This is a genomic window from Pseudomonas sp. FG-3G (assembly GCF_901007645.1).
GTDB classification, from domain to species: Bacteria; Pseudomonadota; Gammaproteobacteria; order Pseudomonadales; family Pseudomonadaceae; genus Aquipseudomonas; species Aquipseudomonas rhizophila.
Genome location: NZ_CAAKGZ010000045.1, coordinates 213,222 through 238,362 on the forward strand (window position 1 = coordinate 213,222; position 25,141 = coordinate 238,362).

Annotated in this window: 22 protein-coding genes; 18 read left to right on the top strand and 4 right to left on the bottom strand. The window is 61.7% G+C overall.

The window, feature by feature from the left end:
* The first annotated feature begins 124 nt into the window (after positions 1 to 124).
* The 5 genes from PSEUDOMOFG3G_RS26920 to PSEUDOMOFG3G_RS26940 all read left to right on the top strand — a co-directional run bounded on the left by PSEUDOMOFG3G_RS26920 (position 125) and on the right by PSEUDOMOFG3G_RS26940 (position 8,241).
* On the top strand, positions 125 to 6,043 hold the full coding sequence (locus PSEUDOMOFG3G_RS26920) for an Hpt domain-containing protein (RefSeq protein ID WP_139048945.1): 5,919 nt from the start codon (positions 125 to 127) through the stop codon (positions 6,041 to 6,043).
* Positions 6,036 to 6,503 carry a chemotaxis protein CheW gene (locus PSEUDOMOFG3G_RS26925; protein ID WP_139048946.1) on the top strand — a complete coding sequence of 156 codons (468 nt, stop codon included), beginning with the start codon at positions 6,036 to 6,038 and terminating at the stop codon, positions 6,501 to 6,503. Before PSEUDOMOFG3G_RS26920 ends, PSEUDOMOFG3G_RS26925 begins: the two co-directional genes overlap by 8 nt.
* 193 nt (positions 6,504 to 6,696) lie before the next feature.
* Complete coding sequence (locus PSEUDOMOFG3G_RS26930; RefSeq protein WP_171061304.1) at positions 6,697 to 6,885, top strand: nucleoid-structuring protein H-NS; 189 nt, start codon at positions 6,697 to 6,699, stop codon at positions 6,883 to 6,885.
* A gap of 338 nt (positions 6,886 to 7,223) precedes the next feature.
* On the top strand, positions 7,224 to 7,853 hold the full coding sequence (locus PSEUDOMOFG3G_RS26935) for a nucleotidyltransferase domain-containing protein (protein WP_139048948.1): 630 nt from the start codon (positions 7,224 to 7,226) through the stop codon (positions 7,851 to 7,853).
* The gene (locus tag PSEUDOMOFG3G_RS26940; protein ID WP_139048949.1) at positions 7,816 to 8,241 is read left to right on the top strand and encodes a hypothetical protein; all 426 of its coding nucleotides are present in this window, start codon (positions 7,816 to 7,818) and stop codon (positions 8,239 to 8,241) included. The genes PSEUDOMOFG3G_RS26935 and PSEUDOMOFG3G_RS26940 overlap by 38 nt, the downstream gene beginning before the upstream one ends.
* 157 nt (positions 8,242 to 8,398) lie before the next feature.
* Here PSEUDOMOFG3G_RS26940 and PSEUDOMOFG3G_RS26945 read toward each other — a convergent pair whose 3' ends face one another.
* Positions 8,399 to 8,866 (bottom strand): hypothetical protein, encoded by a 468-nt coding sequence (locus PSEUDOMOFG3G_RS26945; protein WP_139048950.1) that lies wholly within the window; start codon positions 8,864 to 8,866, stop codon positions 8,399 to 8,401.
* Positions 8,867 to 9,155: 289 nt separating this feature from the next.
* Here PSEUDOMOFG3G_RS26945 and mdcA point away from each other — a divergent pair, with 289 nt between their 5' ends.
* The 9 genes from mdcA to madM all read left to right on the top strand — a co-directional run bounded on the left by mdcA (position 9,156) and on the right by madM (position 16,409).
* Positions 9,156 to 10,826, top strand: a complete 1,671-nt coding sequence (gene mdcA, locus PSEUDOMOFG3G_RS26950) for a malonate decarboxylase subunit alpha (protein ID WP_047226944.1) — start codon at positions 9,156 to 9,158, stop codon at positions 10,824 to 10,826.
* The gene (locus PSEUDOMOFG3G_RS26955) at positions 10,827 to 11,702 is read left to right on the top strand and encodes a triphosphoribosyl-dephospho-CoA synthase (RefSeq protein WP_139048951.1); all 876 of its coding nucleotides are present in this window, start codon (positions 10,827 to 10,829) and stop codon (positions 11,700 to 11,702) included.
* Positions 11,702 to 12,001: a malonate decarboxylase subunit delta gene (locus tag PSEUDOMOFG3G_RS26960; protein ID WP_047226946.1), complete on the top strand. Its 300-nt coding sequence runs from the start codon at positions 11,702 to 11,704 to the stop codon at positions 11,999 to 12,001. Before PSEUDOMOFG3G_RS26955 ends, PSEUDOMOFG3G_RS26960 begins: the two co-directional genes overlap by 1 nt.
* Complete coding sequence (locus tag PSEUDOMOFG3G_RS26965) at positions 11,994 to 12,845, top strand: biotin-independent malonate decarboxylase subunit beta (RefSeq protein WP_139048952.1); 852 nt, start codon at positions 11,994 to 11,996, stop codon at positions 12,843 to 12,845. Before PSEUDOMOFG3G_RS26960 ends, PSEUDOMOFG3G_RS26965 begins: the two co-directional genes overlap by 8 nt.
* Positions 12,842 to 13,645, top strand: a complete 804-nt coding sequence (gene mdcE / locus PSEUDOMOFG3G_RS26970; protein ID WP_107323038.1) for a biotin-independent malonate decarboxylase subunit gamma — start codon at positions 12,842 to 12,844, stop codon at positions 13,643 to 13,645. Before PSEUDOMOFG3G_RS26965 ends, mdcE begins: the two co-directional genes overlap by 4 nt.
* Positions 13,639 to 14,262, top strand: a complete 624-nt coding sequence (locus PSEUDOMOFG3G_RS26975) for a malonate decarboxylase holo-ACP synthase (protein WP_257220628.1) — start codon at positions 13,639 to 13,641, stop codon at positions 14,260 to 14,262. The genes mdcE and PSEUDOMOFG3G_RS26975 overlap by 7 nt, the downstream gene beginning before the upstream one ends.
* The gene (gene mdcH, locus PSEUDOMOFG3G_RS26980) at positions 14,259 to 15,179 is read left to right on the top strand and encodes a malonate decarboxylase subunit epsilon (RefSeq protein ID WP_139048954.1); all 921 of its coding nucleotides are present in this window, start codon (positions 14,259 to 14,261) and stop codon (positions 15,177 to 15,179) included. Before PSEUDOMOFG3G_RS26975 ends, mdcH begins: the two co-directional genes overlap by 4 nt.
* Positions 15,180 to 15,246: 67 nt before the next feature.
* Positions 15,247 to 15,639, top strand: coding sequence for a malonate transporter subunit MadL (gene madL / locus PSEUDOMOFG3G_RS26985; RefSeq protein ID WP_047226951.1), 393 nt, complete (start codon positions 15,247 to 15,249; stop codon positions 15,637 to 15,639).
* 5 nt (positions 15,640 to 15,644) lie between these two features.
* The gene (gene madM / locus PSEUDOMOFG3G_RS26990) at positions 15,645 to 16,409 is read left to right on the top strand and encodes a malonate transporter subunit MadM (protein WP_076386537.1); all 765 of its coding nucleotides are present in this window, start codon (positions 15,645 to 15,647) and stop codon (positions 16,407 to 16,409) included.
* A gap of 118 nt (positions 16,410 to 16,527) precedes the next feature.
* On the opposite strand, the gene PSEUDOMOFG3G_RS26995 is transcribed toward madM, so the two are convergent.
* Positions 16,528 to 17,442 carry a LysR substrate-binding domain-containing protein gene (locus PSEUDOMOFG3G_RS26995; protein ID WP_047226952.1) on the bottom strand — a complete coding sequence of 305 codons (915 nt, stop codon included), beginning with the start codon at positions 17,440 to 17,442 and terminating at the stop codon, positions 16,528 to 16,530.
* Between the two features lie 220 nt (positions 17,443 to 17,662).
* Here PSEUDOMOFG3G_RS26995 and PSEUDOMOFG3G_RS27000 point away from each other — a divergent pair, with 220 nt between their 5' ends.
* Positions 17,663 to 18,280 carry a hemolysin III family protein gene (locus PSEUDOMOFG3G_RS27000; RefSeq protein WP_047226953.1) on the top strand — a complete coding sequence of 206 codons (618 nt, stop codon included), beginning with the start codon at positions 17,663 to 17,665 and terminating at the stop codon, positions 18,278 to 18,280.
* A gap of 128 nt (positions 18,281 to 18,408) precedes the next feature.
* On the opposite strand, the gene PSEUDOMOFG3G_RS27005 is transcribed toward PSEUDOMOFG3G_RS27000, so the two are convergent.
* Positions 18,409 to 19,128 carry a 16S rRNA (uracil(1498)-N(3))-methyltransferase gene (locus PSEUDOMOFG3G_RS27005; protein ID WP_047226954.1) on the bottom strand — a complete coding sequence of 240 codons (720 nt, stop codon included), beginning with the start codon at positions 19,126 to 19,128 and terminating at the stop codon, positions 18,409 to 18,411.
* A 161-nt stretch (positions 19,129 to 19,289) separates the two neighbouring features.
* Positions 19,290 to 20,696 (bottom strand): adenosylmethionine--8-amino-7-oxononanoate transaminase, encoded by a 1,407-nt coding sequence (locus PSEUDOMOFG3G_RS27010; protein ID WP_139048955.1) that lies wholly within the window; start codon positions 20,694 to 20,696, stop codon positions 19,290 to 19,292.
* Between the two features lie 224 nt (positions 20,697 to 20,920).
* On the opposite strand from PSEUDOMOFG3G_RS27010, the gene PSEUDOMOFG3G_RS27015 reads away from it, so the two are divergent.
* From PSEUDOMOFG3G_RS27015 to PSEUDOMOFG3G_RS27025, 3 genes are all read left to right on the top strand, one after another.
* The gene (locus tag PSEUDOMOFG3G_RS27015; RefSeq protein WP_139048956.1) at positions 20,921 to 22,678 is read left to right on the top strand and encodes a flavin monoamine oxidase family protein; all 1,758 of its coding nucleotides are present in this window, start codon (positions 20,921 to 20,923) and stop codon (positions 22,676 to 22,678) included.
* Between the two features lie 1,193 nt (positions 22,679 to 23,871).
* On the top strand, positions 23,872 to 24,423 hold the full coding sequence (locus PSEUDOMOFG3G_RS27020) for a cytochrome b (protein WP_047226958.1): 552 nt from the start codon (positions 23,872 to 23,874) through the stop codon (positions 24,421 to 24,423).
* Positions 24,424 to 24,455: 32 nt separating this feature from the next.
* Entirely contained in the window at positions 24,456 to 25,052 is a 597-nt protein-coding gene (locus PSEUDOMOFG3G_RS27025) for a YceI family protein (protein ID WP_047226959.1), read from the top strand.
* Positions 25,053 to 25,141: the final 89 nt, after the last annotated feature.

Below are 25,141 nucleotides of genomic sequence, written 5' to 3' on the forward strand. Positions count from 1 at the left end.
CTTGCTCGCGATGAAGATAACGCGGTACTTCGGGAGCTGCGGCGTCTGCATCGCGAGCAAGCTTTGCTCCCACAGAGAAACTTCTTCCCCACAGAGGTGTTAGGTTCTGCTGATTGGAGTGGTTATGGGTGATCGGCACGACTATGTGGCCCTGGAGTGGGTCAAGGGCGAGATTGCCGAAACGCTGAAGCAGGCCCATCTGGCGCTCAATCGCCTGGTGGACGACCCGCAGGCGGCGGATGCCCTCGCGCACTGTCTGGCGTGCATTCATCAGGTGCACGGCGGCCTGCAGATGGTCGAGTTCTATGGTGCGGCGCTGCTGGCCGAGGAGATGGAACAGCTGTGCGTCGCCCTGCAGGACAACCGCATCGCCCATCGCGACGAAGCCATCAGTCTGTTGAGCCAGGCCCTTGGGCAGTTGCCGATCTATCTGGACCGCATCCAAGGTGCCCGCCGCGACCTGCCGTTGGTGGTGCTGCCGTTGATCAATGATTTGCGCAGCGCCCGGGGCGAGAGCCTGTTGTCGGAGACCAGCCTGTTCAGTCCAGAGTTACCGCTGATCGCGCCGCTCAGTGACGAGGCCTTGAAGCGACTCGAACCGCCTGACCTGCCCAACACCTTGCGCAAACTGCGCCAGACCCTGCAAGTGGCCCTGGTGGGGCTGTTGCGCGAACAGGACGACGCCACCCATCTCGGCTATCTGGCCAAGGTCTTCCACCGCCTGGAAGGGCTGTGCGCCGGCGCACCGCTCAATGCGCTGTGGCAGGTGGCGTCGGCCCTGGTCGAAGGCATGCGCGAGGGGCGTATCGCCAATAGCCCGGCCCTGCGCAGCTTATTCAAGGAAGCGGACAAGGAACTCAAGCGCCTGTTGGACCAGGGCCTGCAAGGCATCAATCAACCGGCGCCGCCACAGTTGCTGACGAGTTTGTTGTTCTATATTGCCAAGGCCGAACATCCCAGCGGGCAGATGCAGATCATGAAAGAACGCTACTCACTGGACGACGCGCTGCCCGACAGCGCCATGGTCGACGAAGAACGCGCACGCCTGGCCGGACCGGACCGCGATGCCATGCGCTCGGTGCTCGCCGCACTCTGCGAAGAGCTGGTGCGGGTCAAGGAGCGGCTCGACCTGTTCGTGCGCAGTGACCGCCAGCACGCCTCGGAGCTGGACAGCCTGCTGGCGCCCCTGCGACAGATCGCCGACACCCTGGCGGTGCTCGGCTTCGGTCAGCCGCGAAAAGTGATCATCGATCAATTGGCGGTGGTCCTGAGCCTCGCCCAAGGTCATCGCGAGCCGGATGACGCGACGCTCATGGATGTCGCCGGGGCCTTGCTCTACGTCGAGGCCACTCTGGCCGGCATGGTCGGCACCGTCGAGCCCGAGAGCCCTGAAGACAGCCACCTGCCCACCACAGACCTGACCCAGATCCACCAGATCGTCATCAAGGAAGCCCACACCTGCCTGCAACAGGCCAAGGACATGATCGTCGACTACATCGACGCCGACTGGAACAGCGAACAACTGCAAGCGCTACCGGCGTTGCTGACCCAGGTGCGCGGCGCGCTGGCGATGATCCCCTTGAGCCGCGCCGCCAGCCTTGTGGAGGCGTGCAATGGTTTCATTCGCGAGCATCTGCTGTTGGATCACGCCCAGCCGGGCTGGGAAGAACTCGATCACCTGGCCGACGTAATCACCGGCCTCGAATATTACCTGGAACGTTTGAGCGAAGACCCGGAAACGCCCGGCGAACCCTTGTTGGACGTGGTCGAGCGCAGCCTGGGGGCCCTCGGTTATTTCCCCGACGAAGCCCGGGTGCCGTTGCTTGACGATGTGCTGAGCCCGAACGAGGCCCAGGTCATGCAGGACTTGCAGGAGCTGGATGACCCGCAGACCGTGCAGTCCTTGGCCCAAATGCTGGCCAGCCCGGTCTCGGCGGTCAACCCGCCGGCCCGGAGCACGCCGGGTAGCCTGCTGCCGCCGCCGTTGGACGAGCATCCGGTGGACGACGAGCTGCGCGAGGTCTTCCTTGAAGAAGCCGACGAGGTACTCGACGTTTTGCGCGAATACCTGCCGCGCTGGGCCGCTCACCCTGACGACCATGGCGCCCTGGCCGAATTGCGCAGGGCCTTCCATACCCTCAAGGGCAGCGGTCGGATGGTGCGGGCGCTGGTCTTGGGAGAGCTGGCCTGGGCTGTGGAAAACCTGCTCAACCGGGTGCTGGAGCGCAGTGTTGAGCCGGGTGCTGCGGTCCGGCAGTTGCTCGATGAGACGGTGCAGTTGCTACCGGCCCTGGTGAGCGAGTTTGCAGACAACCGCCAGCGTCAGCGCGACGATGTCGACCGTCTGGCGGCCCGTGCCCATGCGCTGGCAAAGGGCGTCGATGACGATGAAGACGCCCAGGATGTCGCCGCCCTCGACCCGTTGTTGCTGAAGATATTCGACAACGAAGCCCAGGGTCACCTTGCCAGCCTCAATCGCTTTCTCGACCAGGCCGCCGAACACTTGCCGCTGCAGGCCAACGACGAATTGCAGCGAGCCTTGCATACCCTCAAGGGCAGCGCATCAATGGCCGGCGTGTTGCCGATTGCCGAGCTGGCCGGCGCGATGGACCAGTTGGCCCGGGAATACAAGGCGCACCTGATCGCCCTCGACCTTGATGAAACTGAATTGCTGCTGGAGGCCGAGGGCCTGTTGCGCCTGGGCTTGCGTCAGTTGCACGGTGACCCCCTGGCGCCGATCCCCGGCGCAGAAGAGCTGATCCAGCGAACCCAAACGCTGCTGGCCGAGCGCCTGCAAACGGCCCTCAGTGCACCGGACAAAGGCTTGCGGACCAAGCGCGATCCCCAACTGATCAACAACTTCCTCGCCCAGGGCATGGATATCCTGCTCGATGCCGAAAACCTCTTGCGCCGTTGGCAGCAGCACCCCGGCGAAGGCCAGGAACTCAGTGCGCTGCTGGACGAGCTGACCACCCTCGGCGAAGGCGCGCACTTGGCCGACTTGCACCCGGTGGACGAGCTCTGTGAAGCCTTGCTCGATCTCTATGGCGCAGTGGAGGAAAGCAGCCTGGCAGTCAGCGACGTGTTTTTCCAGGAAGCGCAGCGCGCCCATGAAGCCTTGATCGACATGCTCGATGAACTGGCCGCCGGGCAACACGTGCACTCGCAGCCCGAGCGGGTGCAGGCCCTGCGCGGCTTGCTCCAAGAGAGCCTGGACCCATCCGCCACCGGCCTGATCCGCAGCGATGGCAGCCGCACCCTGAGCATCCGCGAACTGGGTAACGCGACAGCGGAACTGCAGCGCAGCGCCCCTGCTGAGACCTCAGTGGACGACGACATTGCCTCGATTTTCCTCGAAGAGGCGCAGGACATCCTCGAAAGCGCCGCCCAGGCCCTGCAACGTTGGCTGGCCGACCCGGACAACGCAGCACCGCTGTCCTCGTTGCAACGAGACTTGCACACCCTCAAGGGCGGCGCACGAATGGCCGATATCCGGCCGGTGAGCGACTTGGCCCAGGAGCTGGAAAATCTCTACGAAGGGCTGGTGGACCGCCGTTACAGCCACAGCGAGGAACTCGAGCAACTGCTCAGCAGCAGTCACGAACGCCTCGATCTGCTGCTCGGGCAGTTGCAGCAGGGCCAGCCGTTGGGCGATCCCGTTGCGCTGATCGACGCCATTCGCCGGTTCCGTCAGGACAAGCCGAACCCAATCGATTCGGCAGGGGCGATCCAGGGCGAGGGGGCCGGACATGACCCGGAGCTGCTGGAAATCTTCCTCGAAGAAGGTTTCGACATTCTCGACAGCGCAGGCTCAGCGCTGCTGCGCTGGCAGGACGAACCATCGAACCGTCAGGCCCTGGAAACGCTGTTGCGGGATTTGCACACCCTCAAGGGTGGAGCGCGGATGGTGGAAATCGTCCCCATCGGCGACCTGGCCCATGAGCTGGAAAATCTTTATGAAGGCTTGTCGGCGGGGCTGCTCCAACCGACACCGGCGCTGTTCGCCTTGCTGCAAAGCAGCCATGACCGGCTGGCGCAGATGCTCGATGCGGTACGCGCCGGCCACCCGTGCCCTGTTGCCGACCGGCTGATCGCGCAGATCCAGGCGGTGAATCATCCGCAGGACAGCGAGACGCCCAAAGTCGTCCCCGCGCCGGAACCGGCCCCGACCCCGCCGCCTGCGCCCACAAGGCTTGAGACCGGCACCCCGAGCGACGGCGCGGACATGGTCAAGGTCTCCGCCGAACTGCTTGACGACCTGGTGAACCTGGCTGGGGAAACCTCGATTTTCCGTGGGCGTATCGAACAGCAGGTCAACGACGCGCGCGTGGCCCTGGGCGAGATGGAAACCACCATCGAGCGCATGCGCGACCAGTTGCGCCGTCTTGATACCGAAACCCAGGGCCGGATCCTCAGTCGCCAGCAGGTCGAGGCCGAGCGCCTGGGCTACGAAGAATTCGACCCGCTGGAGATGGACCGGCATTCCCAGTTGCAGCAATTGTCCCGGGCGCTGTTCGAATCGGCCTCGGACTTGCTCGATCTCAAGGAAACCCTCGAACGCAGCAATCACGACGCTGAGAACCTGCTGCAACAGCAGGGGCGGGTCAACACCGAACTTCAGGAAGGGTTGATGCGCACGCGCATGGTGCCGTTCGAGCGCATGTTGCCGCGCCTCAAACGCATCGTGCGGCAAGTGGCGCAGGAGTTGGGCAAGGACGTGGAGTTCGTGGTTGGCAATGCTGAAGGCGAAATGGACCGTAGCGTGCTGGAGCGCATGGCCGCGCCCTTGGAGCATATGCTGCGCAATGCCGTCGACCACGGCCTGGAGCCGGCCGACGTGCGCATCGCTGCCGGGAAACCGGCCCGGGGGCGCATCAGCCTCGACCTGTCCCGGGAAGGTGGCGACATCATTTTCGACATTCGCGACGACGGCGCCGGCGTGCCGCTGGAGGCGGTGCGCAGCAAGGCGATCAAGCGTGGCCTGCTGGCACCGGACAGCGACATCAGCGACCGCGACGTGCTGCAATTCATCTTGCAGCCGGGCTTTTCCACCGCCGAAAAAATCACCCAGATTTCCGGGCGCGGCGTCGGCATGGACGTGGTCCATGAAGAGGTGCGGCAACTGGGTGGCAGTATGGTCATCGACTCCACACCGGGGCAGGGCGTGCATTTCCGCATTCGCCTGCCGTTTACCGTGGCGGTCAACCGGGCGTTGATGGTGCAATGTCACGAAGACCAGTACGCGATCCCACTGAACACCATCGAAAGTATCGTCCGGGTGTTGCCCGCTGAACTGGATGGCTATTACCAGCTCGACCCGCCGACCTACACCTACGCCGGGCAACGCTATGAGCTGTGCTACCTGGGTGAGCTATTGAAAACCGGCGCTCGCCCGAAACTGTTGGGCCAGAGCCAACCGTTGCCGGTGCTGCTGATGCAATGCAGCGAGCGGCATATCGCGGTGCAAGTGGATGCTACCGCCGGGACCCGGGAGATCGTGGTCAAGAGCCTCGGCCCGCAATTTTCGGCGGTGCAGGGCTTGTCGGGGGCGACGATCCTGGGCGATGGCCGGGTGGTGTTGATTCTCGACCTGTTGGCGCCGATCCGCGCCTTGCCTCATCAGGTCCCACGCCGCCCGGCAGCGGCGCAAGGCGAGGGCGAACACCCGCGAGCATTGCTGGTGCTGGTGGTGGACGACTCGGTGACGGTCCGCAAGGTCACCAGCCGCCTGCTGGAGCGCCACGGCATGCACGTGCTCACCGCCAAGGACGGCGTGGATGCCATGGCGCTGCTGGCCGAACACTCCCCCGACCTGATGTTGCTGGACATCGAAATGCCGCGCATGGACGGCTTCGAAGTGGCCACGCAAGTACGCAATGACCCGCGCCTGGCCCACCTGCCGATCATCATGATCACCTCCCGCACCGGCCAGAAACACCGCGACCGCGCCATGGCCATCGGCGTCAACGACTACCTGGGCAAGCCGTACCAGGAATCGGTGCTGCTCGACAGCATCGCCCGCTGGAGCAAAACCCATGCATGACCTTCACCCGCGCACCGGGCACATCACCGGGCTGCTGCTACCCCTGGCCGACCGGCACCTGATTTTGCCCAACGTGGCTGTGGCCGAGCTGATCGACTACCAGAGCAGCGCGTTCGATATGGACACTCCGCCGTGGTTCCTGGGTTGGGTGAGCTGGCGCGAACGGCAAATCCCGTTGCTGAGTTTCGAGTCGGCCTGCGGCCAGAAAACCGTGATCGGCGAGCGTGCGCGCATCGTCGTGCTCAATGCCCTGGGCGGGCACCCGGAGTTGCGGTTCATTGCGTTGCTGGTCCAGGGTATCCCGCGTTCCTACAAACTCGACACCCAGTTGAGCTACGTCGATGTACCGCTGTGTGGGCTGGAACAGGCGGCGGTACAAGTGGGCGAGCATGTAGCGAAGGTGCCGGATTTGTTGGCGCTGGAGGAGTTGGTCGTTGCCTCGGGGTTGGCAAAAAACTAGGTCAGACACAGTACCTGTGGGAGCGGGCTTGCTCGCGATGGCGGCCTGACAGCCGACCAGGGTTTTGTTGACCGGGTACATATCCATTGATGCGGTAACGGCCGCTGGCGGTTCCGCTCTTACAGCGGCTCACTTTTGAGAAGCCGGAATGCCGGCCCAGGCAAAAGTAAGCAAAACGCTTTTGCCCCACCACTTGACACCTCGCCTAGGCTCGGTGTGCCCGAACGAAGGCATTGCTCCGTGGGCCCGCCGCGAAGGGCCATCCATGGCCCAGCGCGGCTATCCCGGCACCCATGCCGGGATGCCCACTCCACAATGCCTGCGTTCGGCCAGCGTGGTTAACGGGGCGCCCGAGATCAACGTCCTGCGCGAGGCGGCCTGATAGCCGGCCGGGCTCTTGCGGGGGGCGTACAGCCATCAGACCTGTTTGGACTGGACCTGTTTGAGTAGGACCTGTGGGAGCAAAGCTTGCTCGCGAAGGCGGCGGCACATTCAGCATTGATGCAAGTAGACCCACCGCTATCGAGACCCAGCTCGCTCCCACAATGATTTATGTGTCGATTACTGGATTCAGGCATGCCGCTGATTCAGCGTCATATCAACGGATCGTTCCCATAAAGGGTCTGATCAGTCCCTTCTTGGGACTTATTCAGGGCTCAGAGCTTGATAGGTCCCAAAAAGGGATCTATCGTTCCCTTTTTGGGACTCGCGGTGGCCTCCATGAATCAGCTCTCTCTCAGTGATGCTCTATTCACTGCCACCCAGCAGCGAGTCTTGGGCTTGTTGTTCGGTAAGCCGGATCAAAGCTTCTACACCAACGAAATCGCCCGCTGGGCTCAAGTCGGTAAGGGCAGCCTCGTGCGGGAGTTGGAGCGCCTGCAACGCTCTGGTGTGCTCACCATGACGCGTCTGGGCAATCAAACCCATTATCAAGCCAATCCACATTGCCCGATTTACAGCGAACTGTTGGGCATCGTGCAGAAAACCATCGGCATCGCCGAACCGTTGCGCCAGGCGCTGGAACCCTTTTCAGAACAACTGAGCTGGGCGTTCGTCTATGGCTCCATTGCCAAGGGCCAGGCAAACGCATCCAGTGACATAGATCTCATGCTGATCGGCGAAGGCCTGCACTACAGTGAAGTGATGGAGCGGCTCATGCCCTTGGAAGAGCAGCTGGGTCGCCCCCTCAACCCTACGCTCTACACGCCCCAGGACTGGGCTGCGAAATTTGCGGCTGGCAACAGTTTCGTGGTGCGGGTAGCGCAACAGGACAAGATCAATTTGCTGGGTGAAGACCCTTTGGAGTCCAAGGATGGGCAAGCACGAAAACCTGAAGAATCTGTTACATAGCGGCGGCCTGAAAGCCGAACCGCCTGATCGTCAGGAATGTGAAGGCTTGATGCGTTCTGCAGTGGATCGCCTGAAGGACGCACAAACAACTTCCCTCTCATTTGCCAGCCGGTTCGACCTGGCCTACAACGCCGCCCATGCCGCAGCGCTCACGGCGCTACGCTTGAGCGGCTATCGTTCGGACAAGCGTTATCTGGTCTTTCAATGTCTGGTCCACACCGCAGACGCCAGTAAAGTGCAGGTCCGGTTATTCGCGCTGTGCCATGAGCGGCGCAACCTTGCCGAGTACGAGGGGTATATGAATGAAGATGATGCACTGCTTACCCAGCTGATTGAGAGTGCGGTAGAACTGCTCGAACGGGTCCGGCAATTGATGAGTATGAGTTGACCCGTTGCGGTCGCCGCAAACTTCCAATCCAACCCGTTCCCCTGTGGGAGCGAGCTTGCTCGCGATAGCGGCAGAACAGGTCAGCATTGACGTTGCCTGACACTCCGCCATCGCGAGCAAGCTCGCTCCCACAGGGGGTGTTACAGCTTTCCGCAGATTAGGACACCATCTTGACCCTGATGTTATCGATTTCAAATTCGTAGAGCGTTCCGGCATGGTCCTTACCGACACGCAGGCCTAGCAGCATCTCTCGATTGTTAGGGGTGAAGGGAAAAGCAAACGTTTCTGAATCCTGCCACTCTTCGCCAGGTGTGCCAGGATGTACCAATGTGCCGGCCCAAATCTGATGCTTATCGTTGGTCATCGCAATCTGAATATAGTGAAGCACTTCCTGTTTGAAGCGGTAACGGTAAGTTACTAGAAACATGTTCCCCATCAACCTGGGATCGATATTAAAGATCTTGCGCAGACTTGGTTTGAACGTAGAAATTTCACGCCCCTCGATTTTTCCAGACCAGAAACTGTTCTCGCCTTCAGTCACAACTCTTGCGTCGACTGCCCCATCGCCATCAACCCACTTGTTCCTGTCTTCCCTATCGAATGTGGTGAGATCTTCGTATTCCATAAATGCCTCCAAAATATTGTGTGAGGTTACAGGCGCATCGACCTTGTTCCTGGAAAGCGAGCATTGAGGATCGCTGCACAGCTTATTCAGCCCTGCAAACGGCAAATCAGATACTGTCAGGGCTGACAGGTCCGATCGGTTATGCGACGGATGGTTTTGCATTGGATGGGCTGATTCCAACCCGGACAACCATTACGCCAACCGTAACGATCCGCCGCTAAGCTTGATTGATGCCCTCGCCACAACACTCCTAATGTGGCCTCCACGACAGCGAACCCGTGGAGTGGTCATGACAACAACAATATCCCCCGACTCGCGCTGGACGCGGCGGCGTTGCGAAAAGCAGCGGCGTCTCGAGCTGGTGAAGGGGCTTGCCGACGGTGTGGTGTTGCCCACCGACAAGATCGTTGCGGCGCTGGAGGCGTTGATTCTGCCGGGCGATCGCGTGGTGCTGGAAGGCAATAACCAGAAGCAGGCGGATTTCCTGTCACGCTCTCTGGCCAAAGTCGACCCGGCGAAGCTGCACGACCTGCACATGATCATGCCCAGCGTCGGCCGCTCCGAACATCTGGACCTGTTCGAACGCGGCATTGCCCGCAAGCTGGATTTTTCCTTCGCCGGAACCCAGAGCCTGCGCATCAGCCAGTTGCTCGAAGACGGGCTGCTGGAAGTCGGCGCGATCCACACCTACATCGAGCTCTATGCCCGGTTGGTGGTGGACCTGATTCCCAACGTGGTGCTCTCGGCCGGGTTCATGGCCGACCGTGCCGGCAATATCTACACCGGCCCCAGCACCGAAGATACCCCCGCGCTGATCGAGCCGGCGGCCTTCAGCGATGGCATCGTCATCGTCCAGGTCAACCAATTGGTGGACGATGTCAGCGACCTGCCACGGGTTGATATCCCGGCGTCCTGGGTCGATTTCGTGGTGGTGGCCGACAAGCCGTTCTACATCGAACCGTTGTTCACTCGCGACCCGCGCCACATCAAGCCGGTGCATGTATTGATGGCGATGATGGCCATCCGCGGGATCTACGAAAAACACAACGTCCAGTCCCTCAATCACGGCATCGGGTTCAACACCGCCGCCATCGAGCTGATCCTGCCGACCTACGGCGAGTCCCTCGGCCTGAAGGGCAAGATCTGCCGTAACTGGACCCTCAATCCCCATCCGACCCTGATTCCGGCCATCGAAAGCGGCTGGGTCGAAAGCGTGCATTGCTTTGGCACCGAACTGGGCATGGAAAACTACATCGCCGCGCGGCCGGACGTGTTCTTCACCGGTCATGACGGCTCGCTGCGCTCCAACCGCATGGTCTGCCAACTGGCCGGGCAATACGCGGTGGACCTGTTCATCGGCGCCACTTTGCAGGTGGACGGTGACGGACATTCCTCGACGGTGACCCGTGGCCGACTGGCCGGTTTCGGCGGTGCGCCGAACATGGGCCACGACCCGCGCGGGCGCCGTCACGGCACGCCGGCCTGGCTCGACATGCGCCACGGCGATGGCGAGGCGCCGTTGCTCGAACGGGGCAAGAAACTGGTGGTGCAGATGGTCGAGACCTTCCAGGAGGGCGGCAAACCCACCTTCGTCGAAACCCTCGACGCGGTGGAGGTGGCGAAAAAAGCCGGCATGCCCCTGGCACCGATCATGATCTACGGCGACGACGTCACCCATTTGCTCACCGAAGAAGGCATCGCCTACCTGTACAAGGCCCGCTCGCTGGAAGAGCGTCAGGCAATGATCGCGGCCGTGGCCGGGGTCACTGCCATCGGTTTGCGCCATAACCCGAAAGACACTGCCCGTATGCGCCGCGAAGGCTTGATTGCCCTGCCTGAAGACCTCGGCATTCGTCGCACCGATGCCACCCGCGAGTTGCTCGCCGCCAAGAGCGTGGCCGATCTGGTGGAGTGGTCCGGTGGTCTCTACAACCCGCCCGCCAAGTTCAGGAGTTGGTAAATGCACGCCTTCAACCTGCAACCGAAAAAATTGTCCTTGGCCGAGCGCTTGGCGGACATGGCCGTGGACGCGCTGATCGACGAAGCCGACCTGTCACCCAAACCGGCCCTGGTGGATCGGCGCGGCAATGGCGCCCACACTGATCTGCACTTGGGGCTGATGCACGCTTCGGCGCTGTCGCTGTGGCCGGCATTCAAGGAAATGGCCGACGCCGCCCTTGAATGCGGCGAGATCGGCCTGCCGTTACGCGAAGCCCTTGGGCGGATCGGCCGTGAGGGGGAAGCGGCGATGCTCGCTACCACCGATGGTGTGAACACCCACCGCGGCGCGATCTGGGCGTTGGGGTTGTTGGTGGCTGCGGCCGCGCTGGAACCTGAATCCAGCGTCGCCAGCGCCGTCACCTTACGTGCCGCCCGCCTGGCCTTGCTCAACGATCGCTACGCCCCCAAACCTTTCAGCCATGGCGCTCAAGTGGCCCAACGCTACGGCGTGCGCGGTGCCCGGGAAGAAGCGCAACTGGCATTCCCGGCCGTCACCGGCCTGGGCCTGCCACAACTCAAGCGCAGTCGCGCGGCGGGGGCGGGAGAACAGAACGCGCGGCTCGATGCCTTGTTGGCGATCATGACGACGTTGGCCGACACCTGCGTGCTCTACCGCGCCGGTGAGCCGGGTTTGCAGGCCATGCACCACGGTGCCAGAGCGGTGCTCGACGCTGGTGGCAGTGCCAGCCTGGGCGGTCGTCGCCAGTTGCATGCGCTGGACCAACAACTGATTGCCATGAACGCCTCGCCCGGCGGCGCTGCTGACTTGCTCGCCGCCTGCCTGTTCCTCGACCGTATCGAGCGCGGCGATGGCCTCTTCCCAGGAGTGTGCTGATGCAAACCTTATCCTTTGAATTTCCCGCCGGGCAGCCGCCACGGGGCCGGGCGCTGGTGGGCTGTGTCGGCTCGGGCGACCTGGAAGTGCTGATCGAGCCGGGCCTGGCGGGCAAGTTGACCATTCAGGTGCAGACCTCGGTCAACGGCAGTGAACAACGCTGGCAACACCTGTTCGCCCGCATGTTCGACGGCCAGATGCCGCCGGCCCTGGCGATCGACATCCACGATTTCGGCGCCACCCCCGGGGTGGTGCGTTTGCGCCTGGAACAGGGCTTCGAGGAGATCGGCCATGACTGACAGCGCCGCGTTGCTCAACAAACACAGCTTCGTCGAGCTGGGTGCCCGGCAACGGGCCAAGGCCCTGCTGGATAACGGTTCGTTCCGTGAACTGCTCGACCCCTTTCAGCGAGTCATGTCGCCGTGGCTGCTGCGCCAGGGCGTGGTGCCGCAAAGCGACGACGGTGTGGTGATCGCCAAGGGTTTGCTTGCTGGCCTGCCGGTGGTGATCGCGGCCATCGAAGGTGCGTTCCAGGGCGGCAGCCTTGGCGAAGTCGGGGGGGCGAAGATCGCCGGCGCGCTGGAGCTGGCCGCTGAAGACAACCGCAAGGGCATCCCGACCCGCGCCGTGTTGCTGCTGGAAACCGGCGGCGTGCGTCTGCAAGAGGCCAATCTGGGGCTGGCGGCGATTGCCGAGATTCATTCGGCGATTGTCGACTTGCGCCAGTACCAGCCCGTCATCGGCGTGGTGGCCGGCAGCGTCGGTTGTTTTGGCGGCATGTCCATCGCCGCTGGGCTGTGCAGCTATCTGCTGGTGACCCAGGAAGCGCGACTGGGCCTGAACGGTCCGCAAGTGATCGAGCAGGAAGCCGGGATCGACGAGTACGACTCGCGTGATCGGCCGTTCATCTGGAGCCTGACCGGCGGTGAGCAACGCTTCGCCACCGGGTTGGTGGACCGCTATGTGGCTGATGACGTGGCGCAGATCCGCGAGCAAGTCAGCCAGTTGTTGCAGTTGGGTGTACCCGCCGAGCACCGCAGCGGTCAGGCCGAGGTATTCCTGCAACGTTTGGCCCGACTGGACACTGAAGTGCAAATCGAACCGGCCGCGGTTCGCCAGCTGTATCAGGGAGAACGCCCATGAATTCGTATTCGTTGAGAGGCTTGCGCTGGTTCGCGGCTCTGAGCGACGGCGCCACGCCGTTGGCAGGACTGCCCGCTTCGCTGAAAGTGGCCGACGTCACACTGGGCGAGCAAAACGTGCGGCTGTTGGCCGTCGTGGCCGATCCCGATAGCCGTTTCCCTCGTGCCCGCAACGGCGAAGTCGGTTTGCTGGAAGGCTGGGGCTTGGCCAAAGCCGTGGATGAGGCTATTGACGCCGACCGTGATGCGTCCAGCAAGCGCGCGCTGATTGCCATCGTCGATGTGCCGAGCCAGGCCTACGGTCGTCGCGAAGAAGCCCTGGGCATTCATCAGGCCTTGGCCGGTGCCGCAGACAGTTATGCCCGAGCGCGGCTGGCCGGGCATCCGGTGATTGGTTTGCTGGTGGGCAAGGCCATGTCCGGGGCGTTCCTGGCCCACGGTTATCAGGCCAACCGGTTGATCGCCTTGCGTGATCCGGGCGTGATGGTCCACGCCATGGGCAAGGCCTCGGCGGCGCGGGTGACCCTGCGCAGTGTCGAAGAGCTTGAGGCCCTGGCCGCCAGCGTGCCGCCGATGGCCTACGACATCGACAGTTTCGCCAGCCTCGGTTTGCTCTGGGAAACCCTGTCGGTGGAGCAGATCGAACAGCCAAACGCGGCGGATCTGGCACGGGTCAGGGATTGTCTGCAACAGGCGATCAACGAAGTGGCAGGTGCGCCTCGGGACCTGAGCAGCCGTCTCGGGGCGACGCATCGTGCGGCTTCCAGCACCGTTCGCCAATTGTTGAGAGCGCAGTGGTGAGCACCTTCCTGGCCCACGACCTGCTATGGGGAATGACTCCACAGGCGTTGCCTGCGGATGCGCCGGCGTGGGTCATTGAGTCCTTGAGCCTTGAGCAGCCGGTGGTGGTGCGGCGAGCGATCACCGCGCCGGGACACATTGCCGTGGGCGTGCGAGGCGTCTCGCGGGAACAGCGTTACGCCACGTCGATGCCGGTGGCGGCGATCCAGCGCCGGGTGCGCCCGGAGGACCTTTGCCATGTCGCATTGCGCCGTGACTTGCCGGCGTTGCAGGCGCTCGCTCAAGTGCGGCCAATGCTGGATGCCAGCGGCTGGATCTGGGGCGTCAGCGGCAGCGCCGGATTTGAACTGGCCAGTGGCATCGAGGTGCTGCATGCACGCAGCGATCTGGACTTGATCCTGCGCACACCGCATCCGCTGGATCGTATTCAGGCCAGGGATTTGTTGGCGCAACTGGACGGTTCGACGTGCGCCGTAGACATGCAACTGCAAACCCCTTTCGGCGCCGTCGCCCTGCGCGAGTGGGCAGGCTCGGCGCGGCGGGTGTTGCTCAAGGATAATCTTCAGGCGCGTCTGGTGACCGATCCATGGCAACCGGCGCTGGAGCAAGTGGCGTGAGCAGCCTTTTGGTATTCCCCGGCCAGGGTGCGCAGCGAGCGGGCATGCTCCAGGGCGTGTCGCCGCAACTGCTGGAACTGGCCTGTGAAGTGCTCGGCGAAAACGTACGACAGCTGGACAGCACCGAGGCGTTGCAATCGACCCGAGCCGTACAACTGTGTCTGTTGATCGCGGGTGTCGCGGCGGCCCGGCAATTGTTGGAACAGGCACCTGTGCCGGATTACGTCGCGGGCCTGTCCATCGGCGCGTACCCGGCGGCGGTGGTGGCTGGTGCGCTGGGGTTCGATGATGCATTGCGCCTGGTCAGCCTGCGTGGCGAACTGATGCAGCAGGCGTATCCGCGAGGCTACGGCATGACGGCGATCATCGGCCTTGATCTGGCGACAGTGGAGGCGTTGCTCGCGCAGGTACACAGCGCCATGACGCCGGTTTACCTGGCCAACATCAATGCCGATAACCAGGTGGTCATCGCTGGCAGTGACGAGGCCTTGGCCAGCGTTGCCGAGAGAGCACGCCGCCAGGGCGCCGCGAAAGCGTGTCGGCTGGCGGTGAGCGTACCGTCCCACTGCCCGTTGCTGGAGGTCCCGGCCCGGGCACTGGCCCAGGCGTTTGCCGACGTGCCGTTGAAAGCGCCCGTTTTGGGTTATCTGAGCGGCAGTCGTGCCCGGCCCGTGGTGAACACCGACGCCTTGCGTGAGGACCTGGCCTTCAACATGTGCCGCGTGGTGGATTGGCGCGGCACCGTGCAAAGCGCCTACGAGCGAGGCGTGCGGTTACAGATCGAACTGCCACCCGGTGCGGTTTTGACGGGACTGGCGCGTCGGGTGTTCGAGCAGGGCACCGTCATTGCCTTCGACGGTGCGCGCCTGGACACCTTGCAGACGCTGCTCAGAGAGGAGGGACGCCGCCGACCCTAAACCACCGACTCAAGCTGGCGAAGCACAAAAACAACAACTTCGACGATGCACTTTGAGGACTACAACAATGATTATTTACGGTGTGGCGTTTTTGGCCTTTTGTACCCTGGCGGGTATTTTCATCGGTGAGCTGCTGGGCAAACTGATCGGCGTGCCGGCCAACGTCGGCGGTGTCGGCATTGCGATGCTGCTGTTGATCGGCCTGGGCAGTTACCTGAGCAAACGCGGCCTGTTCAAGGGCAAGTCCGAAGCCGGCGTGGAATTCTGGAGTGCGATCTACATTCCTATCGTGGTCGCGATGGCGGCCCAGCAAAACGTCTATGGCGCGCTCAAGGGCGGGCCAATGGCGATTCTGGCTGGGACCCTGGCGGTGGTGATTGCCTTTGCGATGGTGCCGGTGCTGGTGCGCATCGGCAACAAAGGGCCTGAAACCGATGTTTCCGCCAAGACAGTCGGGTGATTGCCATGTACGAATCAATGATGAAAGTGATCACCGGCTACGGTCTGCTCAGTGGCTTTGCGATTGTCGGCATCACCATGTGGGTGTCGTACTGGATCAGCGACACGTTCACCAAGGGCCGCCTGCACGGTTCGGCCATCGCGATTCTCCTGGGGTTGGTGCTGTCGTACATCGGCGGTGCGATGACCGGCGGGCAGAAGGGTGTAGTAGACATTCCGCTGCTCTCGGGCATCGGCTTGCTGGGCGGCGCCATGCTGCGTGACTTCGCCATTGTCGCCACGGCGTTTGGGGTGAGTGTCGAGGAGCTCAAGCGCGCCGGTTTCGTCGGGGTGCTGGCGTTGTTCGTCGGGGTGGCCACCTCGTTCATCGCCGGTGTCGGAGTGGCGATGGCCTTCGGTTACACCGACGCGGTGAGCCTGACCACCATCGGCGCCGGAGCGGTGACCTACATCGTCGGGCCGGTCACTGGCGCGGCGATCGGTGCCAGTTCCGAGGTAATGGCGCTGTCCATCGCCGCCGGTTTGATCAAGGCGATCCTGGTGATGGTGGCGACGCCGTTCGTGGCACCTTTTATCGGCCTTAACAATCCGCGCAGTGCGGTGATCTTTGGCGGGTTGATGGGCACTTCCAGCGGCGTGGCCGGCGGCCTGGCGGCCACCGATCCGAAACTGGTGCCGTATGGTTGCCTGACGGCGGCGTTCTACACGGCGCTCGGGTGCTTGCTCGGGCCTTCGCTGTTGTATCTGATCATGCGGGGGTTGTTGGGCTAAGGCTTTGAATTTTCGCTGAGCGGGCTGTCCTCGTCGCGAGCAGGCTCGCTCCCACATTGGATCGGTGTTCACCATCCCGTGTGGGAGCGAGCCTGCTCGCGATGAAGGCGACTGGGTCTCAAGCCTGGCGATTGGCATACATCCGGCACTCCGCCAGCAACGCCAGCAAATTCGGATCGCGCTCCTTGGCCTTCAGGAATACCACGCCGATGTGCTGCTGCAGCCGATACTTTTCCTGCAACGGGATCAGTTTCACCCGGTTTTCATACACCGCCGCAATCCGTCCCGGCAGCAAGGCATAACCGACCCCGGAGCTGACCATGCTCAGCAGGGTGAAGATGTCGTTGACCTGCATCGCCACCTTCGGCTCGAACCCCGCCTGTTTGAACACTCGATTACCATCCTGATGGGTGGCGAAGCCCTGGGTGAGGGTGATGAAGGTTTCGTTGCACACTTCGGCCAAGTCCACTTCACTGCGTTGGGCGAAGGCGGAATCGGCTGGCGTGGCGAGAAAAATGTCGTCTGAAAACAGCTCGATATGCTCGCAGTCCGGATCGTTCACGCTGTCGTCCAGGGAGATCAGGATGGCGTCCACCTCCATGTTCTTGAGCTTGTACAGCAGGTCGATGTTCGAGCCCAGGATCAGGTCGATGTTCAGTTCGCTGCGGCGGATTTTCAGGCCCATGATCAACTGCGGCACGGTCTTGACCGTCAGTGAATACAGCGAGCCGAGCTTGAACCGCTCCGCGGAAAACCCGGCGGCTTCACGGGTCAGGCGCACGCTTTCGATTACGTCCTGAATCAGCTTCTGTGTGCGTTCTTCCAGCACATAAGCGCTTTCCAGGGGGGTGAGGTTGCGGCCCTCGTGCTTGAACAACGGGCAACGCAAGGCGCTTTCCAACGAGTGAATGGCCCGGTGTACGCTGACGTTGCTGGTCTGCAACTCGGCCGCCGCCCGCGCAAGATTGCCGGTGCGCATGAACGCCAGGAACACCTCGAGTTTTTTCAGGGTCAATTCTTCGTCGATCAGCATGGGGTGGACTCTTATTCGTATCGCCCGATTGTGCCCCAATCGGTAGGAGGATGTTGATCTGTGGGAGCAAAGCTTGCTCGCGATGCAGGCGACTGGGCTCCTGAGGCACCGCGTTATCTTCATCGCGGGCAAGCCTTGCTCCCACAGAGAGCTAAACATTGCACTTTGTAGCGCCAAGCCTGAGCCTTGGCGTCTGTTTTGGAATGTGAGGTGGGACTGGATGTATCACGGAGAGCGACTCAACGCCTGGACCCACCTGGTCGGGGCGGTGGCGGCTTTTATCGGGGCGGTGTGGTTGCTGGTAATTGCCGGGATGACGGGCGATGCGTGGAAGATCGTCAGCGTGGCGATCTACGGTTTCACCTTGCTGGTGCTGTACAGCGCTTCGACGGTTTACCACAGTGTGCGCGGGCGCAAGAAAGCAATCATGCAGAAGGTCGATCACTTTTCGATCTATCTGCTGATCGCCGGCAGCTATACGCCGTTCTGCCTGGTCACCCTGCGCGGGCCGTGGGGCTGGACCTTGTTCGGGATTGTCTGGGGGCTGGCGCTGATCGGGATCTTGCAGGAGATCAAGCCGCGCTCTGAAGCGCGAATCCTGTCGATCGTGATCTACGCGGTGATGGGCTGGATCGTGCTGGTGGCGGTCAAACCGTTATTGGCCGCCTTGGGCAGCGCCGGCTTTGCCTGGCTGGCTTCGGGTGGTGTGTTGTACACCGTCGGCATTGTCTTTTTCGCGCTGGACCATCGGTTGCGGCACGCCCATGGCATCTGGCATCTGTTCGTGATCGCCGGCAGTTTGCTGCATTTTGTGGCGATCTTGTTCTATGTGCTCTAGCTCATAACCACCGCTGGTCCTGTGGGAGGGAGCCTGCTCGCGATAGCGGTGGTTCAGTGGGCATATTCATTGGCTGACACACCGCTATCGCGAGCAGGCTCGCTCCCACACGGCTTCTTCATTCGACTTTAGAAATCCCCCCACAGCTGCTGTGCCACGGCCAGTGCCACCACCGGTGCGGTTTCAGTGCGCAGCACGCGCGGGCCGAGGCGGGCGGCGTGGTAGCCGGCGGTCCCGGCTTGTGCCACTTCGGCATCCGACAAACCGCCTTCGGGGCCGATCAGGAAGGCCAGGCTCGACGGTCTGGCATGGCTGACCAGCGGCTCGGCCACCGGGTGCAGCACCAGTTTCAGTTCGGCGTCGGTTTGCTTCAGCCAGTCGGCCAGTAGCAGCGGCGGGTGGATCACCGGCACGGTGGAGCGCCCGCACTGCTCGCAAGCGCTGATCGCCACCTGGCGCCAGTGCAGCAGGCGTTTGTCGGCGCGTTCGTCCTTGAGGCGCACTTCGCAGCGCTCGCTGAAAATCGGCGTGATCTCGTTGACGCCCAGTTCGGTAGCTTTCTGGATCGCCCAGTCCATGCGCTCGCCCCGGGACAGGCCCTGGCCGAGGTGGATGCGCAAGGGCGATTCAACCTGCCCGGCGAATTGTTCGTTCAACTGCACAAGCACGCGTTTCTTGCCGACTTCGGCCAGGGTGCCGCGAAACTCCTGGCCAGAGCCGTCGAACACCTGCACCGCATCGCCCTCGGCCATGCGCAGCACCCGACCGATGTAGTGGGCCTGGGCTTCGGGCAGTTCGTGAGCGCCGAGGCTGAGGGGGGCGTCGATGAAGAAGCGGGACAGTCTCATGTTTTTTCTCTACTGAATCTGAATTCGGCATTGCTGGTTGAGCGAGCGCTTTTGTGGCGAGGGAGCTTGCTCCCGCTGGGCTGCGAAGCGGCCCCTTTTTTTTTTGCGATTGCTGCGCAATCGAGCGGGAGCAAGCTCCCTCGCCACAGAGAAACGGAACGTCAGCCCGGATCGCGATAGCCCGGATGAAAATCCTTCGGCACCGCCACGCTGACCTTGTCCCGGGTGGCGATGTCGATGCCCTCGCTGGCCACTTCAGCCAGGAAGTCGATTTGCTCGGGGGTGATGACATACGGCGGCAGGAAATACACCACGCTGCCCAGCGGCCGCAGCAATGCGCCGCGCTCCAGAGCATGCTGGAACACCGTCAGACCGCGACGTTCCTGCCATGGGTAAGCGGTCTTGCTCGCCTTGTCCTTGACCATCTCGATGGCCAGGACCATGCCGGTCTGGCGCACTTCGGCCACATTCGGGTGATCGGTCAGGTGCGCGGTGGCGCTTGCCATGCGTTGGGCCAGGGCCTTGTTGTTTTCGATGACGTTGTCTTCTTCGAAGATATCCAGCGTCGCCAGGGCCGCCGCGCAGGCCAACGGGTTGCCCGTGTAGCTGTGGGAATGCAGGAAGGCGCGCAGGGTCGGGTAGTCGTCGTAGAACGCGCTGTAGACCTCATCGGTCGTCACGCACGCCGCCAGCGGCAGGTAGCCGCCGGTCAGGGCCTTGGATAGGCAGAGGAAGTCCGGGGTGATACCGGCCTGTTCACAGGCGAACATCGTGCCGGTGCGGCCGAAGCCGACGGCGATTTCGTCATGGATCAGGTGCACGCCATAGCGGTCGCAAGCCTCGCGCAGCAGCTTCAGGTACACCGGGTGATACATGCGCATGCCACCGGCACCCTGGATCAGCGGCTCGACGATTACGGCGGCCACGGTGTCGTGGTGTTCGGCCAAGGTCTGTTCCATGGCCGCGAACAGATTGCGCGAATGCTCTTCCCAGCTCATGCCTTCAGGGCGGAGGTAGCAATCGGGGCTCGGCACTTTGATCGTGTCCAGCAGCAATGCCTTGTAGGTTTCGGTGAACAGCGGCACGTCGCCCACCGACATCGCTGCGATGGTTTCGCCGTGGTAGCTGTTGCTCAGGGTGACGAAGCGCTTCTTGGCCGGCTGGCCACGATTGATCCAGTAGTGAAAGCTCATCTTCATCGCCACTTCGATGCAGGACGAGCCGTTATCGGCGTAGAAACACCGGGTCAGGCCTTCAGGTGTCATCTTCACCAGGCGCTCGGACAGTTCGATCACCGGCTGGTGACTGAAGCCGGCGAGGATCACATGCTCCAGTTGATCGACCTGGTCCTTGATGCGCTGGTTGATCCGCGGGTTGGCATGGCCGAACACGTTGACCCACCAGGAACTGACGGCATCGAGGTAGCGCTTGCCTTCGAAGTCTTCCAGCCACACGCCTTCACCGCGCTTGATCGGGATCAGCGGCAGCTTTTCGTGGTCTTTCATCTGGGTGCAGGGATGCCATAGCACCGCGAGGTCGCGTTGCATCCACTGGTTATTCAGGCCCATATACAGTCTCCTCGAGGCGGCTCGCGGCGGGCGCGGGCAAAACAATCGGGCAAGCCTATGCAATGGCAGCCCCGGGGACAACCCATTGTGTCATTCCTGCTACCTTGAGTAAGGCGATAGACGCCGCTGGCGGCGCTGGGGTGGCTGACGTATTCTTCGCCGTTCTCTGAGCCGTCTGGCTCGAAAAACTGATCGTTCCTGCGTTTTATTCCGGAGTTCGCTGAATGTCTGCTGGTTGGCTGCGCGCCTGTGCGCTGGTGGTGATAGGGCTGTTCAGCGTGTGTGCGCTGGCCAAGGACAAGCAACCGACGGTGATCGTCATCGGCGGCGGCCTGGCGGGGCTCACGGCGGCCTACGAGCTGCAGAACAAAGGCTGGCAGGTAACCCTGCTGGAAGCCAAGCCTAGCCTGGGCGGTCGTTCGGGCATGGCCACCAGTGAATGGATCGGCAACGAAAAAACTCAGCCGGTACTGAACAAGTACATCTCGACCTTCAAGCTGAGCACCACACCGGCCCCGGAGTTCGTGCGCACCCCCAGCTATTTGATCGACGGCACCTACCTCACCGCCGCTGACCTGGCGACCAAGCAACCGGCCACGGCTGAGGCCCTCAAACGTTACGAAACCACCCTGGACGACCTGGCCCGTTCCATTGAAGACCCACAGAACCCGTCGGCCAACAACACGTTGCACGCACTGGACCAGATCAGTGTCTCCAACTGGCTCGACCGTCTGCAATTGCCGACCACCGCGCGGCAGTTGGTGAACCAGCAGATCCGCACCCGCTATGACGAGCCGTCGCGACTGTCGTTGCTGTATTTTGCCCAGCAAACCCGGGTCTACCGTGGTGTGTCCGACCGTGACCTGCGCGCCGCGCGCCTGCTGGGTGGCAGCCCTGTGTTGGCCCAGGCTTTCGTCAAGCAACTGAAAACCATCAAGACCAGCTCGCCCGTCTCGGCCATCTCCCAGGACAAGGACGGCGTTACCGTCAAGGTTGGCAGCGTCGGCTATCAAGCTGACTACGTAGTGCTGGCGGTGCCGTTGCGAGCCCTGAACAAAATCCAGCTGACCCCGGCCCTGGACGCCCGGCATCAGGGCGCGATCAAGGGCACCAACTACGGCTGGCGCGACCAGATCATGCTCAAGTTCAAGACCCCGGTCTGGGACAGCAAGGCGCGCATGTCGGGTGAGATCTACAGCAACACCGGTCTGGGCATGATGTGGATCGAGCCGGCCATGAAGGGCGGCGCCAATGTGGTCATCAATCTGTCCGGCGACAACGCCCGGGTGATGCAGGCCTTTGGTGACAAGCAGATGGCCGATCAGGTGCTGATTCGCTTGCACGCGTTTTATCCGCAGGCCCGGGGTGCTTTCACCGGTTATGAAATTCGCCGCTACAGCACCGACCCGTCCATGGGCGGCGCGTACCTGGCCTTCGGACCGGGCCAGATCAGCAAGTACTGGCGCCTGTGGGAAATGCCGTTGCAGCGCGTAGCCTTTGCCGGCGAACACACCGATACCTTGTATCCGGGCACCCTGGAGGGCGCGTTGCGTAGCGGTCAGCGGGCAGCCAGCCAGGTTGAAGACCTGGCGGCGGGCAAATCGTTTGAACCGGCCAAGGTCGTGCCGGTGGCAGCGACAGCAGCTGCCGGTGCGGTGGCGGCGAAGAAGGGTAATTTTTTCACCAACCTGTTTGGTGGCTCGGATGACGACAAGAAGCCGGAGCCGGTCAAGGCTCCGGAGCCGGTAGCGCCTGCTCCAGTGCCGGCACCCGCCCCAGCGCCTGCACCGGTGGCACCACCCGCGCCAGCCCCGGCGAAAGTTGAGCCCGCCAAGAAAGCAACCACCAAACCAGCGGTGAAAAAACCAGCCGCCAAGACCCCGGCCAAAAAAGCCCCGGCCAAGGCTCCGGTGAAAAAGGCCCCGCCGGCGAAGAAGCCGGCAGTCAAACCGACGACGACTACTGAAACCAAGGCTCAGTAACGATCAGGTGGAAAGAACGCGGCTCAAGGACGTAATGCTGTTCACTTAAGGCAATCAACAAACCCGTGGCGAGGGAGCTTGCTCCCGCTGGGCCGCTAAGCGGCCCCAAAACCTGCCGAATGCGGAGCATCAGACGCACCGCACCCGCCGGTTCACGACTGCTTCGTAGCCGAGTGGGAAAGCTCCCTCGCCGCAGGTCCATCATTTTTCTTAAATGAATTGCGTTAGGGCACGCCTTGGCGATATATCAGAAACTTCCCACCCTTTAACCAGAAGCAGGCGATAGAGCGGACCAAGCCATAAGTCTAGGCTCCTCGAAAAACTGGAGCGCGTATGAAAATACTGATGGCGATGGTCGTATTGGTTTCGATGTATGGATGTGTGTATGGCGAATGCCGGGATCCTTTGAAGATTCCGATGATCCCAAAAAGAGATCCGCAATTAGCATACAAATGCTCCATCGATCCATATAAACCTGAATGCTCGGTGAACTAATAATTCAAAGCTTTAGGTTCGAGCGGCTGTACTGATGGCCGTATGATACTTAAAAAGCACGACCCTCAATTGACGTACAGATGCGATATAGATCCTTATAGACCTGAATGCACCACTCCTGACGACGAATTGTAGAGGTTCACGCATTCTCCTTGGATACAACGTGACGCTGTGAGGTTGTTTATCACCAGCGGTCCAGATAATTGCCTCGCGGTCCTTGATTACCAAGTTTCCATCGGCCTGCAATATCAATCGGAGCCGCCATTACTGGATTTTAGGTGTTGCCCCGGGGACATCGTTTGATTAGGGGGTAACTGCGGCGAGCCGCTCGCTTTAAAGTGGGTATAACGAACAGTCATTTTGTTCACCTTGTTCAATGAGTTGTGGTGCGCCCATTTGATCAAGGGTGAAAGTGAAAATAGCGATAGATATATATTGAATGGAACAAATAGTTGGACGGCGGTGACGGCTCCGGTGCGATCCCCTGTGGGAGCGAACCTGCTCGTGATGAGGTCCATACAGGCCCCAAAGGCTGCCTGATCGCCTCGCCATCACCCACCGTTTCCCCTTTAATCTTTCCTTAACCCACCCCCTCCAGACTGATGATCGTATTTCTCGATATTTCAAAGCAAAAATTTCCGCTTTAAATCGATAGATAACTCGCTAGTCTTGGTCGCAGTTTTCACAGGATATGAGCAATGCAGCTACGCAACTCTTCTTCTCGCTATGGCTGGGTCAGCATCGTTTTGCACTGGGGCATTGCACTGGTGGTGTACGGGCTGTTCGCGCTGGGGCTGTGGATGGTCGGCTTGGATTACTACAGCACTTGGCGTAAAGACGCGCCGGACCTGCACAAGAGCATTGGCTTGGTGCTGCTGGCGGTCATGTTGCTGCGGGTGATCTGGCGGGTTGTCAGTCCGCCACCACCGACCTTGTCAACCTATGGCCGCCTGACCCGCGTCGGCGCCAAGCTTGGCCATAGCGCACTGTATCTCGGGTTGTTCGCCGTGATGATTGCCGGTTACCTGATTTCCACCGCAGACGGTGTCGGGATTCCGGTGTTTGGTCTGTTTGAAGTACCCGCGCTGGTGTCCGGACTGCCCGATCAGGCAGACGTTGCCGGCCAGATTCACTTCTACCTGGCATGGGCGCTGGTAATTTTCTCCGGCCTCCATGCGTTGGCAGCATTGAAACACCACTTTATCGATCGTGACGCGACCCTCAAGCGCATGCTGGGACGCCAAGCCTGATGTTCAACCTCGACTCCAAAGGAATAGAAAGCATGTTGAAAAAAACGCTCGCCGCCCTGGCAATCGGTTCTGCCCTGCTGTCGGCCGGTCAGGCCATGGCTGCCGACTACGTGGTCGACAAGGAAGGCCAACACGCCTTCGTCGACTTCAAGATCAGCCACCTGGGCTATAGCTACATCACCGGTACCTTCAAGGACATCGACGGCAAGTTCAGCTTCGACGCCGCCAAGCCTGAAGACAGCAAGATCGAGTTCAACGTGAACACCGCCAGCGTGTTCACCAACCACGCCGAGCGCGACAAGCACATCGCCAGTGCTGACTTCCTGAACGCGAGCAAATTTGCCAAGGCCACCTTCGTGTCCACCAGCGTCAAATCCACCGGCAAGAACGCTGATGGCAAGGAAACCGCCGACGTGGCTGGTGACCTGACCCTGCTGGGCGTGACCAAGCCTGTCGTGGTCAAAGCCACCTTCCTGGGTGAAGGCAAGGACCCGTGGGGCGGCTACCGTGCCGGCTTCGAAGGGACCACCAGCATCAAGCGTTCCGATTTCGGCAAGCAGAAAGACCTGGGCCCAACGTCCGACGTGGTCGAGCTGTACGTTTCGTTTGAAGGTGTCAAAGCGAAATAACATTCGCGCCTGACAAAAAACGCCCCTGATCTTGGATCAGGGGCGTTTTTTATTGCCGCATGGAATCTTGTGAACCGCACATGACCCCT